Source organism: Arthrobacter sp. NPDC093128, assembly GCF_040683875.1.
Classification (GTDB): domain Bacteria; phylum Actinomycetota; class Actinomycetes; order Actinomycetales; family Micrococcaceae; genus Arthrobacter.
The window spans coordinates 279,550-297,265 of the sequence record NZ_JBFBEY010000001.1 but is presented as its reverse complement, the minus strand read 5'-3'; the positions used below and the strand labels follow the sequence as shown (position 1 = coordinate 297,265).

Genomic DNA, 17,716 nt, shown 5'->3' with positions numbered 1-17,716 from the left:
CCGCCCCCTGCAGGGGTGGGCACCGGCTCCCTTGGTTAAGCAGCTGCCTTAGGCGACTTCGGGCGGCAGCATCAGCCGCGCGCCCGGAATGGCGTGGAGCAGTGCCTTCGTGTAGTCCCGCTGCGGATCATCGAAGACGTCATCCGTTGAACCGGTCTCAACCAGCTTGCCCTTTTCCATGACGCACACGTGGTCCGCGATCTGGCGGACCACGGCAAGGTCGTGGGTAATGAACAGGTAGGTCAGGCCCAGCCGCGACTGCAGGTCTGCGAGCAGGTTCAGCACCTGCGCCTGGACCAGCACGTCGAGGGCGGAGACCGCCTCGTCGCAGATGATCACTTCCGGATCGAGTGCCAGTGCACGCGCGATGGCCACGCGCTGCCGCTGGCCGCCGGAGAGTTCATTCGGGTACCGCTGCATGGTGGACTGCGGCAGCGCCACCTGGTCCAGGAGCTCGCGGACCTTCTTCTCGCGGCTGGCCTTGTCCCCGATTTTGTGGGTCCGCAGCGGTTCCTCGATGGTCCGGAAGATGTTGTACATCGGGTCCAGGGAGCCGTAGGGATCCTGGAAGATCGGCTGCACGCGGCGGCGGAAGGCGAAGATCTCCTTGTTGTTCAGGGTGGAGGTATCCACTCCGTCGAACACGATCTTGCCGGAGGTGGGCTTCTGCAGGTTCAGCACCATCTGGGCCACGGTGGACTTGCCGGAACCCGACTCCCCCACGATCGCCGTCGTGGTGCCGCGCTTGACGCTGAAGGAAACGTCGTCGACGGCGGTGAAGTCGGTCGACTTGCCGAAGCCGGAGCGCAACTTGAACACCTTGCGGAGGTTCTGGATCTGCAGCACGTCTTCGGTCATGGTCGGCTCGACGACGACCGGCTCGCCCTGAGCGAGCAGCTCGTCCGATTCGACACCGAGCTCCTTGGCCACCTGGATGCGCCGAGACGCCAGTGATGGTGCCGAGGCGACGAGGCGCTGCGTGTATGGGTGCTGCGGGTTCTGCAGCAGCTCCAGCGACGGCCCGGCCTCCACCACGTTGCCGCGGTACATCACCACAACCTTGTCCGCGCGTTCTGCTGCGAGGCCCAGGTCGTGGGTGATGAGGAGCACTGACGTGCCCAGTTCCGAGGTCATCGTTTCGAGGTGGTCGAGGATCTGGCGCTGGACGGTGACGTCCAGCGCGGAAGTGGGCTCGTCGGCGATGAGCAGCCTCGGCTGGCAGGACAGTCCGATGGCGATCAGCGCGCGCTGGCGCATGCCGCCGGAAAACTCGTGCGGGTACTGCTTTGCCCGGCGTTCGGCGTCGGGAAGGCCCGCCTGGGAGAGAACCTTCGCTACGTCGGCCGGTCCGCTGGGACGGCCGTTGGCGCGCAGCGTTTCCTTGACCTGGTAGCCGATCTTCCAGACCGGGTTGAGGTTTGACATCGGGTCCTGCGGGACCATGCCGATGGTGTTTCCGCGCAGCTCGATCATGCGCTTTTCCGAGGCATGGGAAATGTCCTCGCCGTCGAGCAGGATCTGCCCGCCGGAAACCCGGCCGTTGCCGGGCAGCAGTCCGATGGCGGCCAGCGCCGTCGTCGACTTTCCGGAGCCCGACTCCCCCACAATCGCGACGGTTTCACCGGGCATGATGGTCAGGTGGGCGTTCCGGACGGCCTGGACCTCACCGGAACCGGTTTTGAAGGAAATGGCGAGGTCGCGGATTTCCAGGAGCGGCTTGTCGGCCAGCGCGGCCTCCCTGATTCTGACATCGGAAGTTGTCATGATTGCCTCGTTCATCGTTGACGGCTCTTCGGGTCGAGGGCGTCACGCAGTGCGTCGCCGAGCATGATAAAGCTCAGGACGGTGACGGACAGCGCCATGGCCGGGTACAGCAGGATGGCCGGGTTCGTGCGGACGGACGACCTGGCGGCGGCGATGTCGTTGCCCCAGGACATGATGCTGCCGGGCAGCCCGATGCCGATGAAGGACAGCGTGGCTTCCGCCACGATGAAGACGCCGAGTTCCATGGTGGCCAGGACGATGATCGGCGCGAGGGCATTCGGCAGCACGTGCCGGACCAGTGAGCCGATGCGCGAGACGCCCAGCGAGCGGGCAGCGGTGACGAAGTCGGCGTTGCGCACTTCAATCACGGCGCCGCGGGTGATGCGCGCCATCTGCGGCCAGCCCAGTGCCACGAGGATCAGGACCACCGTCCAGACGCCGCGGTTGTCACGCATGAACGGAAGCTGCGAGACCACCAGTGCGCCCAGGACAAGCGGGAGGGCGAAGAAGATGTCGCCGAGACGGGCAATCACGGCATCGAGCCAGCCGCCGTAGAAGCCCGCGAGGGCGCCGAGGGTGACCCCGATGATAACGACGAAAAGCACGGAGAAGACGCCCACCATCAGCGACGCCTGGGTGCCGTGGATGATACGGGAGTAAACATCGCAGCCCTGGAAGGTGAAGCCGAGCGGGTGCCCCGCTCCGGGAGCTCCGTCGGAGTTCGCCAACTGGCAGTTGTTGTTGGGCTCCACTTGGGTGAACAGGCCCGGGAAGAGCGCCACCAGGATGATCAGCGCGATCATCACAGCGGAAATGATGAACAGCGGACGACGGCGGAGCTTGCGCCAGGCGTCCGCCCAGAGGCTCAGCGGTGCCTGGTCTACTTTGAGCGAGTCCGTTGCGAGCAGAGGGGTCTCCTCCACGGGGGCAACGAAGTGCTCGATATCGCGATTAGTTTTCATAACGGATCCTTGGATCAAGCCAGGCGTACAGCAAATCGACCAACAGGTTGGCAATGACGAAGACGAGCACCAGGACGCTGACAATCGCGACCACGGTGGGGCCCTCGCTGCGGATGACGGCCTGGAACAGCTTTTGGCCGACGCCCGGGACGTTGAAGATGCTCTCCGTGACAATGGCGCCGCCCATCAGGCCGCCGAGGCTGGCGCCCAGGTAGGTGATGACCGGAATCATTGAGTTGCGCAGGATGTGCGTGACCACAACGCGCGGCCGTGACAGGCCCTTCGCGGTGGCCGTGCGCACGTAGTCGGCGTTCATGTTTTCGATAACCGAGGCACGCGTGAGCCGCAGGACGTAGGCGAAGGAAACCAGTCCCAGCACCGTGGCAGGAAGGATCAGGTTGCCCCAGTCCGCGGTGGCGCCGACAGTCGGCTTGGCCCAGCCGAGCTGAACACCCACCAGCAACTGCAGGACGAAGCCGAGCACAAAGGTAGGGATGGCGATGACCACCAGGGACGCGATAAGCACCGTCGCATCGAACACCTTGCCCTTGCGGAGTCCGGCGACGAGGCCGAAGGTCACGCCGAAGACAGTCTGGATAATGAGGGCTTCGACGGCCAGCATGACGGTGACGGGGAAGATCCGGCCCAGGGACGCCGCGATGGGCTGGCCGGTGAAATCGACGCCGAGGTTGAAGGTGAACAGGTTCTTGAGGAAGAGCCCGTACTGCACCCAGAACGGCTGGTCGAGGTTGTACTGCTGGCGGAGCTGCGCGATGACGGCTTCGCTGGGGGGACGGTCGCCGAACAGCGCGCGGATGGGGTCACCCGGAAGGGCGAAGACCATGAAGTAGACGAGCAGCGTGGTTCCGATGAAGACCGGAATGATCTGCAAAAGGCGCCGGAGAATGTACTGGATCACAGCAACGTCTCCTGAGCGTTTGTGGGGCTAAGGGGGTTCATGTAGGACAGCTTTCGTGCCGGTTCCAAGGCTATGGGGGCCCGGCTTATGGCCGAACCCCCACTAGCTTTTTGGCGTGGATTTGTTCCGAGGACTACTTGGCGGTGATGGCCCAGTACTGCAGGACGCCGTTCCAGCCTGAGTCGACGTTGCTGACGTTCTGGCTCCAGACGGCCTGGCGTGCCTGATACCACAAGGGCAGGTTGGGGAGATCCTGGAAGAGGATCTCCTGGGCCTGGGTGAACTTCTTGTTGGCGTCATCCGTGGACTTCGCGGCCAGGCCTGCGGTGAGCAGCTTGTCGAACTCAGGGTTCGTGTAGGCCTCGTAGTTGGCGCTGGCCCCAGTCTTCAGGACGGGCCCCAGGAAGTTGAACAGCGACGGGTAGTCTGCTTGCCAGCCCGCTCGGGTCAGACCCGGCAGGTTCTTGGCGGTGCGCAGCTTCAGGATCTCGGCGAACTTGGCGAAGGGCTGGCCTTCGGCCTTGATGCCCAGGTTGTTCTTGAAGTTGTTGGCAACGGCGTCGATCCATTCCTTGTTGCCGCCGTCGGTGTTGTAGGCAAGCTGCAGGGTCTTGTCAGCCGGCCACGGGCTGATGGCATCCGCCTTCGTCCAAAGCTCCTTGGCCTTGGTGGCGTCAAACTTGAGGACATCTGAGCCTGCAATATTGTCGTTGTAGCCGTCAACGGCCGGGGACGTGAAGTCCTTCGCCGGGATGCGGGTGCCGGAGAAGATGACCTTGGTGATCTCTTCGCGGTTGATGGCCATGGAGAGGGCCTGGCGGCGGAACTTGCCCGCTTCGCCCTGGAACTCGGGCAGGTAGCCCGGGATGTTCAGGGTGGCGTTGCCTGCATACGGCTTGTTGAGGTGGTTCTCAGGGAAGTCAGTGGTGTAGGTCTTGAGGGCGTCCGTCGGTAGAACGTCCGTGACGTCGAGGTTGTTGGCCTGGATGTCCGTGTAGGCCGGAGCCGGATCGGTGTAGAACTTGAAGGTCACGCCGCCGTTCTTCGCGGCACGCGGACCGGCGTAGTCGGCGTTCTTGACCAGTTCGATCTGGCTGTCGTGCTGCCAGGCGCCTTCCTTGGCCATCTTGTACGGACCGTTGCCGATCGGGTTCTCGCCGAACTTCTTCTTGTCCTTGATGGCGTCCGCGGGCAACGGCATGAAGGCCGAGTAGCCCAGGCGCAGCGGCCAGTCAGCCTCGGGCTGGGTCAGCTTGACGGTGATGGTGGAATCGTCCTTGAGAACCAGGCCCGAGAGAGTCTGCGCGGTGGGGGCCGGGACGTCAATGTCCTTGCCGTCCGCACCCTTCTCGGTCTTGGTGGCACTGACGGCGTCGTAGCCCTCGATGGATTCGAAGAAGCTGCTGTTGTTCTGGGCGTTGGTGCTCAGCGCGGCGAAATTCCAGGCATCAACGAAGCTCTTGGCCGTGACGGCCTCGCCGTTGGTGAACTTGCTGCCTGACTTCACCTTGATGGTGTAGTTCTGGCCGTCCGCGGATTCGATGGACTCGGCCAGCGCGTTGACCGACTTGCCGCTGGGGTCGTAGCTGCGCAGGCCCTCGAACAGGAGCTCAACCACGCGGCCACCATAGACTTCGCTGGTGTCGGCGGGCATCAGGGGGTGCTGCGGTTCATTGCTGTACGCGGTGATGACCTTGTTGGGGTCGCCGGCAGGCTGGCTGCCACCGTCAGTGGCGCCGGCGCCGGCGCCGCATCCGGTCAGGGCGAGGGCTGCGATGGCAACCATGCCCAGTGCTTTGGAAGTGCGCGAAAAACGCATTCCGCCTCCTATGAGTTGTGGGAGTTGAGTAGGGAAATTCGTGTTTTCCCTGCAGGCCCAGGCACAGAGGTGTCCTGTGACGTGGCATACATAAGTGAGTAGCCTAACCGCACCCTGTCCAAATAATGGAACTCTGTTGCCAAACTGTAACCGGGTCACAATTTGACCATTCGAGTCAACTCAGGCGTATTTCAAGTCACATGTTACTCACTGGTATGCTCTCCGTGATGTGACGGACGCTACTCCACTCCACTCGCCAGCAACTGTGCCCGCAACTCCCTGCGCTCACGCTGTTTTTCGGGGTCCGGCAGGGGCACCGCAGCAAGGAGGCGCTGCGTGTAGGGCTCCTGCGGGTTGCGCAGGATCTGGTCCCGGGAGCCCTGCTCCACGATCCTGCCCCGCTGCATCACGCAAATCCGGTCGGCCAGCACGTCGACCACTGCCAGGTCGTGTGTCACGAACAGGCAGGCAAAGCCGAGGTCCCTCTGGAGGTTCTGGAACAGTTCAAGCACTTTTGCCTGCACGGACACGTCCAGTGCCGACGTCGGTTCGTCCGCCACCATCAGCTTCGGTTTGAGCGACAGTGCCCGCGCGATGCCCACGCGCTGCTTCTGCCCGCCGGACAGCTCATGCGGGTAGCGGTTGCGGTAACTCCTCGGCAGCTCAACCTGGTCGAGGAGGGCTTCGATCCGTTTCTGCAGCCCGCTTCCCTTGGCCTCACCGGCAAGGAACATGGGTTCGCCGATGCTCTCGCCGATCGGAAGGCGGGGATTCAACGACGACGACGGGTCCTGGAACACCATGCCGATGTGGCGCCGGACCTGGTGCAGTTGCTTCCCGTTCTTTTTGGCGGCGGAAATGTCCTGGCCCACCACCCGCATGGTGCCGGCTGCGACAGGAAGCAGCCCCACGGCGGCCCTGCCGATGGTGGTCTTGCCCGAGCCTGATTCGCCCACGAGACCCACCACTTGGCCGGGGTAGATCACGAGGTTTGCACCCTCCACGGCCCTGAAGGCCGGTACGCGGCCCTGTTTGGGGTATTCGATGGCCACATCCGTAAGTTCCAGGACCGGCTCGCCCTGGGGCCGTTCCGCGGCCGCAGCAGCCAGCGCCGCGGCGTTCTCACGCTCGCGGCGGACCAGGTCATCGCGGTCCACTGACTCCAGTTCAGCGTGTGTGGCGGCAGCCAGCGCGGCGGTGACATCCACCTCGGCGCCCTGGTCCGCACCGCCCTGGCCGAGGTGCGGCACTGCGGCCAGCAGTGCCTGGGTGTATTCATGCCGGGGGTTGCGGAAGACCTGCTCGGCCGTTCCAGTTTCAACAATCAGCCCCCGCCGCATGACGGCGATCCGGTCTGCCAGGTCCGCCACCACGCCCATGTCATGGGTGATGAGCACAATGGCGCTGTCCAGCTTGTTCCGCAGGTTGCGCATGAGATCCAGGATCTCGGCCTGGACGGTGACGTCCAGGGCCGTCGTGGGCTCATCGGCAATCAGCAGTTTGGGATCACAGGACAGCGACTGCGCGATCATGGCCCGTTGCCGCTGGCCGCCCGAAAGCTGGTGGGGGTAGGACTTGAACGCCTTCTCCGGGTCCGGCAGTTCCACCAGTTCCAGCATGCGCAGGGCACGTTCCCTGGCCTGGTCCGGTGAAACCTCATTGTGCAGCCGGACCGTCTCAACGATCTGTGCCCCGACCGTGTACACGGGATTGAGGGCGGTCATGGGCTCCTGGAAGATCACGGCCACATCCTTGCCGCGCACCTCCCGGATGTTGGCGGCATTGGCGCCGAGGAGCTCCTTGCCGGAGAGGCGGACGCTGCCCGATACCCGGCTGTTGCTGGGCAGGAGGCCCAGCAGGGCCATGGAACTGGCGCTCTTGCCGGAGCCGGACTCCCCCACGATGGCAAGGACTTCCCCCGCCCGCACCTCATAATTCAGGCCGATAGCGGCGGGCACCCATTTTTTGTCCACGCCGAAGTCGACGCTGAGATCGCGGACCTCGAGGACTATTTCTCCCTTGGCGGGCTCCTGCGCCGGGGAGGTGCCCTGGTTCGGGGTGATGTTGTCAGTCATGACGGGTTCCCTTCCGCCCAAGCCACGACAGCACCGGAGATTAGTGCTGTGGCCTGGAATCCTGAATTATTGGGGGCATGAGCAGTGTGCCGCACGCCGGAAATGTTGAAGTCTTCAAAGCCCGCACGAACAAATGGTTCGCCTGGCTGTCCTGGCTGGTCGCCGCCGTCGGCCTTGTTGTCACTGCTGCGGCCGGCGGGCCGGCAGCGCTGCTGGGTACGGGTCCGCTGCTGCTGATCGGTTTTCTCGGCTGGCTGCTGTTCTGGATGCCCTCCGTGGTGGTGCACGACGGCGGCATCACCCTGGAGAATCCGTTCCGCTCCATTGACGTCCCCTGGGCAGCCCTGGTGAACGTCGATACCCGGTTTGCCCTGACGCTGGTCACACCGGCCAGGAGCTACGCCTCCTGGGCCGCCCCGGCGCCGGGCATCTGGGGCGGCCGGAACGCCCGCCCCGAGGATCTCAAGGGCCTGCCTTCCGCGACCTACGGACCCGGACAGTCCGTGCGCCCGGGTGACCTGAAAACCACTGACTCCGGCCAGGCAGCCCGGCTGGTTCGCGGCCGGTGGGAAGAGCTGGTCGAAGCCGGCACCCTGGACGCCGGAAATGCCGAGACCACGGCCGTCAGCGTGACATTTCGCTGGACCGCGATCGCCACCACCGTGGTGCTCCTTGCCGCCAGCTACTGGGGCGTCACAGTTCCGTAGGGCGGATGCCCGGACAGCCCGCATTCAGTCGCCCGCAGACCCGTCGGCTGCAGCAGCCCTTGCCTTCTCCGGCGCTCCGGCAGGCTTGGCGTCTTTGGCCTTTTTGGCGTTGAACTTCTTCTGCCTCGGATCGAACGCGTCCCGAAGTCCGTCGCCGATGAAGTTGATACTGAGGCAGATCAGCACAATGAAGAGGCCCGGGAACCAGAACAGCCATGGCCGGGTGGAGAACGCTTCCTGGTTCTGCGAGATAAGCAGGCCCAACGAGGTGTCCGGGGACTTCACGCCGACGCCGAGGTAGCTCAGTGCAGTTTCCAGGAGGATGGCAGCGGACATGGTCAGGGTCACGTTGACGATCAGGACGCCGATGGCATTGGGCAGGATGTGCTTGAAAATGATCCGTGCATTGCTGGCCCCGGAGATACGTGCTGCGTCGACAAACTCCCGTTCACGAAGGGTGAGGAACTCCCCGCGCATCAGCCGCGCCAGGCCGACCCAGCTGACCAGGCCCAGGAAGATGCCCAGGATCAGGATGCCGTTGCTGGCCGCGAAGCCCGAAAACCAGCCGCCCTGGTCCCTGCGGTTGACGGACTGGGCCACCACGGCGGCAAGCAGCAGCACCGGGATGATGATGATGACGTCCGTGATCCGCATCAGGACTGCTTCCACCCAGCCCCGGAAGTACCCGGACAGGCCGCCGATGACAGTGCCCAGCAGGCCGGCGATGGCCCCGATCAGGATCATGATGGTGATGGACTGCTGGGCTCCGCGCATGGTCATGGCGAAGAGGTCCCGGCCGATCCGGTCCTGCCCGAAGGGGTGTTCGCCCCAGGCCGGCAGCCACAGGGATGCCGTCGGAACCCCGTCGTTGACCAGCGGCGACACATCCAGGTGGTCGTATTTCCACCACCCCGGAATGCCTGCCCAGCCGACCGAGGTGAAGGCCAGCAGGAAGATGAAGACAAAGATGAAAAGGCCGGCAATGGCCCCGCTGTGGCCCAGGAACCGTTTGCGGACAATCTGCCCCTGGCTCAGCCCCTTCGCTTCCGGTTCGAAGGACACTCCCGGCGGCCGGGGGTGTGAGTGCTCGGCGAGGAATTCTTCCTGCTGGGTTGGCTGGCTCATGCCTTAATCCTTACGCGGGGATCGAGTGCGGAGTACGCAAGGTCTGCTATCAGGTTGAACACCATCGCGGTCACTGCCACACAGACGAAGACGCCCATCACGGGGTTCGGGTCAGTGTGCACGATGCCGTCCAGGAAGAGGAACCCCATTCCCCGCACCGAGAACACCGTCTCCGTAATGACGGCACCGCCGATGAGCGCCCCGATATCGAAGGCCACGATGGTGGCGATGGGAATCAGCGCGTTGCGGAACGCGTGGCCCATCACCACGGACCGCTCGGAGAGTCCCTTGGCGCGGGCTGTCCTGATGTAGTCCATGTTCATGATTTCCAGCATGGACGACCTGGTGAACCGCGTGTAGCTTGCCAACGAAACAAGGATGAGGGCCATGGTCGGAAGAATCAGGTGCGTGAAGGTGTCCAGGCTCAGGACCCAGAAGTCGCCCTGGATGTTCGGGGTGCCGGCACCGATCGTGGCGATCGGCCTCCCCCGGACCCTGCTGTTGTTGAAGTAGTTGGGCCAGGCCTGCATGAAGCGGTCCATCAGGATGAGTCCGCCCACGAGGAAGGATGTTATCCCGGCGGCGCGCATCGACTGGCCGCGATCGTATCCGCCCATGAGGTAGCCCGTTGCCACGCCCACACCGATTGTGGCGATGCCCAGCAGGACTATCATGAGCGCCGTCGCCTCGTTCAGGAGCGGCTGGACCGCGAAGTAGGCAACCACTCCAAGTGCCACCACGATCAGCGCGGACTGCAGGGCACGCTTGTTCTTGAGCCCGGCCACGAGGACTGTCACGGCGAAGGCGAGGCCCACCCCTGCAATCGCAATGACCACCGGGCCAAGTCCGGGGTTCCGGAACCACTGCACAACGGAGAAGTAGATCAGGATAAGGCTGGCCGCGAGGAAAACGATGCCGCCTGAAACGAGCCGGCGGCGGGCCGCTCCACCGACGGCAACTGCAACGATCACGCCCGCTATGGCACCTATCCCCAGGGCCGCAGGCAGCGGTATTTCGGGATTGCGGAGGAAATCGTTGAAGCCGATGGCACCGTATTCCTTCAGCAGCACGGCAACCCAGAAGATGGGGAGCGAGAAGAACAGGAACGCCATGAACGTCACGCCATAGTCGAGGGCGCTGTACTGCCGAAGGGCCGTGATGATGCCGAGGGCAATGCCGATCAGGATGGCCAGGACGGTGGCGCCGGTGACGAGCGTCAGGGTCTGGACCAGCGCGAAGCCGAGGGCCTCCGTTATTGGCTGCCCGGCGATGTTCTTGCCGAGGTCGCACGAGCCGCCGAAGGGAACCAGGCATTTAGCCGCTCCGCCAAGCCATTTGAAGTACCGGAGGGGGGCCGGAGTGTCCAGGTCAAGCAGCTGGCTGCGCGAGTCCATGAGCTGTTGTTTGTTGGCGGCACTGCTGGCACGGAATTCCTCCAGTGGATCTCCGGACGACGCTGTCAGGAGGTACACGAGGAATGATGCCCCGAGAAGTATGAGTGCGGCAGTAATAAGCCGCCGGACGATGTACGTCACCATGGTGGTAAGCCTCGATATCCGGGCCGGGATCTGACCGGGCCCATCGCAGAAACAGTCCGGCTTGCCGAGTGAGGTGGGCGGAAAGCCGGCGAATGCCGGTGGTGCCAGCGAAGGCGCCGGGACACTACTGCTGTCCCGGCGCCTTCACCTGCTGTTCGGTTGCTGAGCGGGGGCTTTACTTCTCAGCCCACTCCCAGAAGTTCCACCAGACACCCGTCTGGTTCGGCATGAACTTCACACCGGTGATGCGGTCGCTGTACGCGTCCACGCCTACGGACTGGAAGAGCGGAAGACCATAAGCGGAATCCCAGATCTTCTTGTCGATCTGCGTAATCAGCTCATCCTGCTTGCTGCGGTCGGTGGTGACGATCAGCTCGTCCATCAGCTTGTCGGCTTCAGGATCGCTGAACACGTTGAAGTTGGAACCGTTGCCGCTGCGGAAGATCTGCGGCACGCCGGATACGCCGACGCCCGGGTTTATCCAGCCGAAGATCGTGGCGTCGTAGCTGCCGTCGCCCAGGGCCTTGCCCCAGTCAGAAGCGCCCAGGCCGCCGTCAACGATCTTGAACCCGGCCTGGGTGGCCGACTCGCGGATCAGGGAGAAGGCATCAACACGGTTGGGGTTGTCCTTGTTGTACATGATGCGGATCTCGGGGGTCTTGCCGGCGAGAAGAGCCTTGGCGCCGTCAATGTCCACGTCCTGGTAGGCCGAAGAGCCGTTGTTCTTGGCAGACTCCTCGTAGGCAGCCTGGGCCGGAACGAACAGCTGGGAGTCGAGCGGCTTGGCTTCCGGATCGAGCTTCTTCACGATCTTGTCCACGATGTCCTTGCGCGGGACGGTCTTCATGAACGCCTCGCGGACGCTCTTTTCAGCCAGCGGACCCGAGAAGTTCAGATCGATGTGGTCGTAGGAGAGCTGGTTGCCCTGTTCCACGGTCACGCCCTGGCTTTCGAGTGCCTTGAGCTGCTCGATGGTGTCGGCGGAGGCCTGCGGGGCGATGATGTCCGCTTCGCCGTTCTTCAATGCCTGCACCTGCGCCGGAGCGGAGCCGATGTAGCGGACCGTGATTTCGTCCAGGCTCGCTTCCGGGCCCCAGTTGTAATCCTTGTTGCGGACCATGGTCAGCGACTGGTCCTGCGTGACGCTCTTGACAATGTACGGGCCGTTGGAGAGGTAGAGGCTGGGGTCCGACGGCAGGGTCTTGGTGTCGAACCCGGTGTTCCAGAAGTCAGCCATGGCCTTCAGCTTCGCATCGGCCGGCTTCGGGGCCTTGGCGTCGCCCTTGGGCTTTTCCTTGAGGTAGTCCACCAGTGCCTTGGCGTCGGTGAGGCCTGCCTTCTTGGCCATCACGTGGGCCGCGACGTCAATGCCCGGACCGCCCAGGACGGTTTCCCAGTCAGCAAACGGCTTGGTGTACTTGATCGTCATCGTGCGGTTGTCGTCGCCGAGTTCGGGGAAATCGGTGAGCTTGAGGCCGGTGGGGTCACCAGCGTAGGAGAAGTACTGCGTGCCCGTCTTCGCCTCTGAGTCGGCGTCGTCGTAGTAACCGGAGAACGCTGCCCACTGCAGCAGGAGGTCGGCTGCCGTGACGGGGGTTCCGTCGGACCACTTCACGCCCTCGTTGACGGTGTACTTGACCGTCAGCGGGTCATCGGAAGTCTTTTCCATCTTGCCGAACTTCTCGTTGCGGACAACGTTCAGCTGATTGTCGATGTAGTAGAAACCCGAGTGGGTGGCATAGCTGATCTTCGAGTTGATGTCAGTGTTGCCGTCGGCAGTGTTCGGGTTGAACGTGTTGAAAGCGTTCACCTCGACCACCGTGGCTGAGCCACCCTGTTTGCCGGCAGTAGCGCTAGACGGGGTTGTCCCGCCGCTGTTGCCGGCGCAGGCGCTGAGAGCAAGCGCGGCAGCTGCCGCGACGCCTACCGCTTTGGAAATACGACCGAAGCGCATTCCGCCTCCTATGTTTCTGTGGTTTGAAAAGACCGCCGCTGTAGGCGTCGGCCAGACCGCCCATTCCCCCAGTGAGAATGTGGCTGGCCTCACATGAGCAGTAGCCTAAACCCGAAAGGTGCGCCGGTGGGACCAAAGTTGCCCATGAGTAAAGGTTGTTACCGAGCTGCAACAATGGGCAAGCAGTGCCACTTTAAATCGTTGGAGAACCTTGATGCGCAAAAGGCAGGGCGGAAGCGGGTCCAATCACAGCAAAAGCCCCGATCCAAGGGAATCGGGGCTTTTGCTGTTAATGCTCAATCACTGACTGTGCCAGTGTTCCTGGTGTGCGCCGCTAGACGTTGAAGCGGAACTCCACGACGTCGCCGTCGGACATCACGTATTCCTTGCCTTCGATGCGGACCTTGCCGCGGGCCTTCGCCTCGGCCATGGAGCCGGCCTCGATGAGGTCGTCGAAGGAGACAACTTCGGCCTTGATGAAGCCGCGCTGGAAGTCGGAGTGGATCACGCCGGCGGCCTGCGGTGCGGTGTCGCCCTGGTGGATGGTCCAGGCGCGCGTTTCCTTGGGCCCTGCCGTCAGGTAGGTCTGCAGTCCCAGGGTGTGGAAGCCGACGCGGGCCAGCTGGTCGAGGCCGGATTCGTCCTGGCCGTTCATCTCCAGCATCTCGCGGGCCTCTTCCTCATCCAGCTCGACGAGGTCGGACTCGAGCTTGGCGTCGAGGAAGATGGCGTCCGCCGGGGCAACCATGGCCCGCAGTTCGTCCTGCTTCTCCGGACTGCCCAGAATGCCTTCGTCCGCGTTGAAGACGTAGATGAAGGGCTTGGCGGTCAGGAGGCTGAGCTCCTTGAGGTGCTCCATCTCCAGTTTGTCGCTCTTGATCGAGGCGAAAATGGTGTCGCCACGTTCCAGCACAGCCTGGGCCGCCTTGATGGCAGCCAGCTCGGCAGCTTCCCGCTTCTTGATCTTGACTTCTTTTTCGATCCGGGGAATCGCATTTTCGATGGTCTGAAGGTCGGCCAGGATCAGCTCGGTGTTGATGGTCTCCATATCCGAGCTGGGATCCACCTTGCCGTCGACGTGGATCACGTCGGGGTCGTCGAACACACGGACAACCTGGGCGATGGCCTCGGCCTCGCGGATGTTGGCAAGGAACTTGTTGCCCAGGCCTTCGCCCTCCGACGCACCTTTCACGATCCCGGCGATGTCCACGAAGGACACCGGGGCGGGCAGCAGCCGCTGGGATCCAAAGATGGCCGCCAGCTTCGCCAGGCGGGGATCCGGCAGGTTCACGACGCCGACATTCGGCTCGATGGTGGCGAACGGATAGTTCGCGGCCAGCACCTGATTGCGGGTCAGTGCGTTGAAAAGAGTTGATTTGCCGACGTTGGGCAGTCCGACGATGCCAATAGTAAGAGCCACGAGCATTGATTCTACCGGTAATCGGTCCGGAACCCTGCGGCCGCCCCCTGCCGTGCGTGCGCCTGCGCCAAAAATGTCAGGGGCGCGTGCCAAAGTGAACCCATGGACGCTTTTGCACTGATACTTGCCCTACTGATGCTGATTCTCGGAGCCTTGATCGGCGCCGCCTTCACCTACGTGGTGTTCCGGCGGCGGAACGTTGCCCTGGAGCAGGATTTCGACGGCGTCTCGGCCCGTCTTTCGGAGGTCAGCGCCCAGTTCGCGGCAGCCGACGCCGAGCGTCGCCTTTTGTCGGCACAGAACAGGGAGCTCGGCGAGTCACGCAACCAGGACGGCAGCGTCCTCCGGGCCCTGGCTCCCGTGGCGGAGAAGCTTACGGCGGTCCAGCAGCAGGTCTCCCTGCTCGAACGTGACCGGCTGGAGCAGTACGGACAGCTCGCACAGCAACTGCAGGAAGCCCGCCTCTCCGACGAACAGCTCCTTCGCTCAACCCATGCCCTCGAGTCCGCCCTGCGGTCCAACAGCGCCCGCGGCCAGTGGGGTGAGGTCCAGCTGCGGCGTGTGGTGGAAGCAGCCGGCATGCTCCGCCACGTGGATTTCCATGAGCAGCACCACAGCGCCGCGGCGGGGAACGCCCTGCGGCCCGACCTCGTGGTCCAGCTCCCGGGCGAGAAGCAGCTTGTGGTCGACGCCAAGGTGCCGCTGGCCTCCTACCTTGAAGCCCAGGACCTGGGGCCTTCCTCGGGACAGCAACAGCACGGGAACGCGCTCAACGGACAAAGTGCGCTGCTGGCAGCACACGCAAAGGCATTGAAATCCCATGTGGACGCCCTGAGCAACAAGAAGTACTGGGATATCCCGGGCAATTCACCCGAACTCGTGATCTGCTTCCTGCCGGCGGAATCCATCCTGGCCGCCGCCCTGGCCGCCGATCCCGGCCTCCTGGACTATGCCCTGAACAAGAACGTGGTGCTCGCTTCCCCCGGCACCCTGCTGGCCGTACTGAAGTCGGTGGCGTTCACCTGGCGCCAGGACGTGCTGACGGACAGTGCCCGGGAGCTGTTTGAGCTGGCCCGGCAGCTCTACGAGCGCATGGGAACGCTCGGCGACAACGTGACCAAGCTGGGGTCTTCCCTCAAGACTTCCGTTGACCGCTACAACTCGATGGTCGGGACGCTCGAAGCACGCGTCCTGCCCACGGCCCGAAAGCTCAACGCCCTTGAAGCCGAGGGGCTGACCACTCCGCCCGCCATCGAAGTGACCCCGCGCTCAGTGGCCGCCCCCGAACTCCAGTCGGAGGAATCAGCCGCGTAGTCGCGCCAGGGAAAAGGACCCCGCAGGGCTCAGGCCCGCGCCTTGTTTCCGCCCAGGGCGCGGGTCACGTCTCCGGATTTCTTCAGCGTCGCCCGGAGCTCCTTGGGCAGGGAGAAGAGCAGGTCTTCCTCCGCTGTGACCACTTCCTCCACGGCTCCGTAGCCGTAGTCCGCGAGGAGCCGAAGCACGTCCTTGACCAGCACTTCCGGAACGGATGCACCGGAGGTGACCCCAACAGTGGCGACGCCTTCGAACCAGGCCTCGTCCACTTCGTTGGCGAAGTCAACGCGGTAGGAGGCTTTTGCGCCGTATTCCAGGGCAACCTCCACAAGGCGGACGGAGTTGGAGGAGTTGGCGGAGCCCACCACGATGACCAGGTCGGCCTGCGGGGAAATCTTCTTGATGGCCACCTGGCGGTTGGTGGTGGCGTAGCAGATGTCGTCGCTGGGCGGATCCTGCAGCGTCGGGAAACGCTCTTTCAGCAGCCGGACCGTTTCCATCGTTTCATCCACGCTCAGTGTGGTCTGCGAAAGCCAGATGACCTTTTCCGGGTCCCGGACCGTCACTTTACCTACCTCGTGCGGGCCGTTGATGATCTGGATGTGCTCGGGGGCTTCACCGGCCGTTCCCTCAACTTCCTCGTGGCCGTCGTGGCCGATCAGGAGGATGTCGAAGTCGTCCTTGGCAAAGCGGACAGCCTCCCGGTGCACCTTGGTCACCAGGGGGCATGTGGCGTCGATGGTGCGAAGGCCACGGTCCTCGGCCGACTGCACTACCGCGGGCGATACGCCGTGGGCCGAAAAAATCACCAGGGCGCCTTCGGGGACCTCGTCCGTCTCGTCAACGAAGATGGCACCCTGCTCCTCTAGGGAGCTGACCACGTGAACGTTGTGGACAATCTGCTTGCGGACGTAAACCGGCGGACCGTAGTGTTCCAGCGCCTTCTCAACGGCAATAACGGCACGGTCCACTCCGGCGCAGTAGCCGCGGGGAGCCGCGAGCAGAACCTTTTTGGGGCCTGACACCGGAGCCGCTGCCAGTACGTCCTCAGGCGAACGGCGCCTCCGCGGAATTGAAGGCATGGGGATGGAAACAGCTGAGGTGGTCATTGTTCAATGCTACCGGGAACGCAGGGCGCGGCCGGCGCCGGCAACAACGCGGAAAATGACACCGGCCACGATGAGGACCGCCCCGGCAATAAGCGTCGCCAGGATCCACTGCCCGAACCGGTCGGAGGACGCGGCGACGAATTCGCTTTTGAAGATGTCCGCCACCTCGTTCCCGCTGGCTGTTCCGGCAGCCGCGAGGCCGGCTGCGTCCGCTCCCAGTTTCCAGACCGCCGCCAGCACCAGCGCTCCGGCCCCCGCCCCCACCAGCACGGTCCAGCGCCGGCGTGCGGCAATCAGGCCAAGCAGCAAGGCGATTGCCGATCCCGCGGCCAACGCATAACCCATGGGCGCGTAGGCCGACACCTGGTCCACGAGTTGCCGCTGGCTTGGCTGCCCAATATCGATCAGCGTCTGTTCCGGCGCCTCCACCGGCACTTTGGTTGCGTCCGAAATCTGCTGGGTCAGCAGGCCCACCAGGGGTGCCACATCCAGGGTGAGGGTCGTGGACGGTTCAGCCTCCGACGGGGCGGTTCCGGAAGCCGTGAAGTTGAGGCGGTGGCTCTTCCTCAGCGTTTCCTCCCACGCCGCGGGGTAGCCGGGAAGCGTTGTCAGGGATTTGGCGGCTGAATCCAGGATCGGCTGCACCAGTTCCGCGAACGGTTCAGGAATCTGGCCGGTCGGATCGATGCTGCCAACCGCGGCGGATGCCAGCCTTTGTTGGAAGACAGTGTCCTTGCCCAGCGGAGCGGCGAGGGAGACAAAGCCGTCCTCCTGCACAATGTTCCGGTCCACCCAGATGGCGGGAACGGCGGCGGCGGCCAGCAGCAGTCCAAGGATGACGGCGGCAGCTGAGACAAAAGTGCGCAAGGGATTCCTAGGTTTGGTTGGCGGTACTGCCATCCTAGGGGTGCCGGCGGGGAAGCAAAAATGTCGGCGGACAGTGGTAGAGCTATGGATAGAGTTGATTCGGTTTGATGCCGTTCCGTTTTGATGCACTGCCACCCGCAAAG

Annotated in this window: 13 protein-coding genes; 2 read left to right on the top strand and 11 right to left on the bottom strand. The window is 63.7% G+C overall.

The features are described from left to right. Positions 1-48 precede the first annotated feature (48 nt). The 5 genes from AB0N24_RS01430 to AB0N24_RS01410 form a co-directional block, all read right to left on the bottom strand. Positions 49-1,764: an ABC transporter ATP-binding protein gene (locus tag AB0N24_RS01430; protein WP_364119415.1), complete on the bottom strand. Its 1,716-nt coding sequence runs from the start codon at positions 1,762-1,764 to the stop codon at positions 49-51. Between the two features lie 11 nt (positions 1,765-1,775). Next, a complete protein-coding gene (locus tag AB0N24_RS01425) occupies positions 1,776-2,726 on the bottom strand; it encodes an ABC transporter permease (protein WP_364119412.1) in 951 nt (316 codons plus the stop codon). After that, positions 2,716-3,645: an ABC transporter permease gene (locus AB0N24_RS01420; RefSeq protein WP_364119409.1), complete on the bottom strand. Its 930-nt coding sequence runs from the start codon at positions 3,643-3,645 to the stop codon at positions 2,716-2,718. Before AB0N24_RS01420 ends, AB0N24_RS01425 begins: the two co-directional genes overlap by 11 nt. Before the next feature lie 133 nt (positions 3,646-3,778). Further along, positions 3,779-5,464: an ABC transporter substrate-binding protein gene (locus AB0N24_RS01415; protein ID WP_364119406.1), complete on the bottom strand. Its 1,686-nt coding sequence runs from the start codon at positions 5,462-5,464 to the stop codon at positions 3,779-3,781. Between the two features lie 239 nt (positions 5,465-5,703). Further along, entirely contained in the window at positions 5,704-7,539 is a 1,836-nt protein-coding gene (locus AB0N24_RS01410; RefSeq protein ID WP_364119403.1) for an ABC transporter ATP-binding protein, read from the bottom strand. Positions 7,540-7,616: 77 nt separating this feature from the next. On the opposite strand from AB0N24_RS01410, the gene AB0N24_RS01405 reads away from it, so the two are divergent. Further along, on the top strand, positions 7,617-8,246 hold the full coding sequence (locus AB0N24_RS01405; protein ID WP_364119400.1) for a PH domain-containing protein: 630 nt from the start codon (positions 7,617-7,619) through the stop codon (positions 8,244-8,246). Positions 8,247-8,270: 24 nt separating this feature from the next. Here AB0N24_RS01405 and AB0N24_RS01400 read toward each other — a convergent pair whose 3' ends face one another. The 4 genes from AB0N24_RS01400 to ychF form a co-directional block, all read right to left on the bottom strand. Further along, a complete protein-coding gene (locus AB0N24_RS01400; RefSeq protein ID WP_364119397.1) occupies positions 8,271-9,371 on the bottom strand; it encodes an ABC transporter permease in 1,101 nt (366 codons plus the stop codon). Next, positions 9,368-10,909, bottom strand: a complete 1,542-nt coding sequence (locus AB0N24_RS01395) for an ABC transporter permease (protein WP_364119394.1) — start codon at positions 10,907-10,909, stop codon at positions 9,368-9,370. The genes AB0N24_RS01400 and AB0N24_RS01395 overlap by 4 nt, the downstream gene beginning before the upstream one ends. 175 nt (positions 10,910-11,084) lie before the next feature. After that, the gene (locus AB0N24_RS01390) at positions 11,085-12,863 is read right to left on the bottom strand and encodes an ABC transporter family substrate-binding protein (protein WP_364119391.1); all 1,779 of its coding nucleotides are present in this window, start codon (positions 12,861-12,863) and stop codon (positions 11,085-11,087) included. Positions 12,864-13,197: 334 nt separating this feature from the next. Beyond that, a complete protein-coding gene (gene ychF, locus AB0N24_RS01385) occupies positions 13,198-14,283 on the bottom strand; it encodes a redox-regulated ATPase YchF (RefSeq protein ID WP_364119388.1) in 1,086 nt (361 codons plus the stop codon). A gap of 102 nt (positions 14,284-14,385) precedes the next feature. Here ychF and AB0N24_RS01380 point away from each other — a divergent pair, with 102 nt between their 5' ends. Then, positions 14,386-15,597, top strand: coding sequence for a DNA recombination protein RmuC (locus tag AB0N24_RS01380; RefSeq protein ID WP_364119384.1), 1,212 nt, complete (start codon positions 14,386-14,388; stop codon positions 15,595-15,597). A 29-nt stretch (positions 15,598-15,626) separates the two neighbouring features. Here the strand turns inward: AB0N24_RS01380 and AB0N24_RS01375 are convergent, their stop codons facing one another. After that, entirely contained in the window at positions 15,627-16,706 is a 1,080-nt protein-coding gene (locus AB0N24_RS01375; protein WP_364119382.1) for a 4-hydroxy-3-methylbut-2-enyl diphosphate reductase, read from the bottom strand. Between the two features lie 9 nt (positions 16,707-16,715). Continuing rightward, the gene (locus AB0N24_RS01370) at positions 16,716-17,573 is read right to left on the bottom strand and encodes a hypothetical protein (RefSeq protein ID WP_364119380.1); all 858 of its coding nucleotides are present in this window, start codon (positions 17,571-17,573) and stop codon (positions 16,716-16,718) included. Between the last annotated feature and the right edge of the window lie 143 nt (positions 17,574-17,716).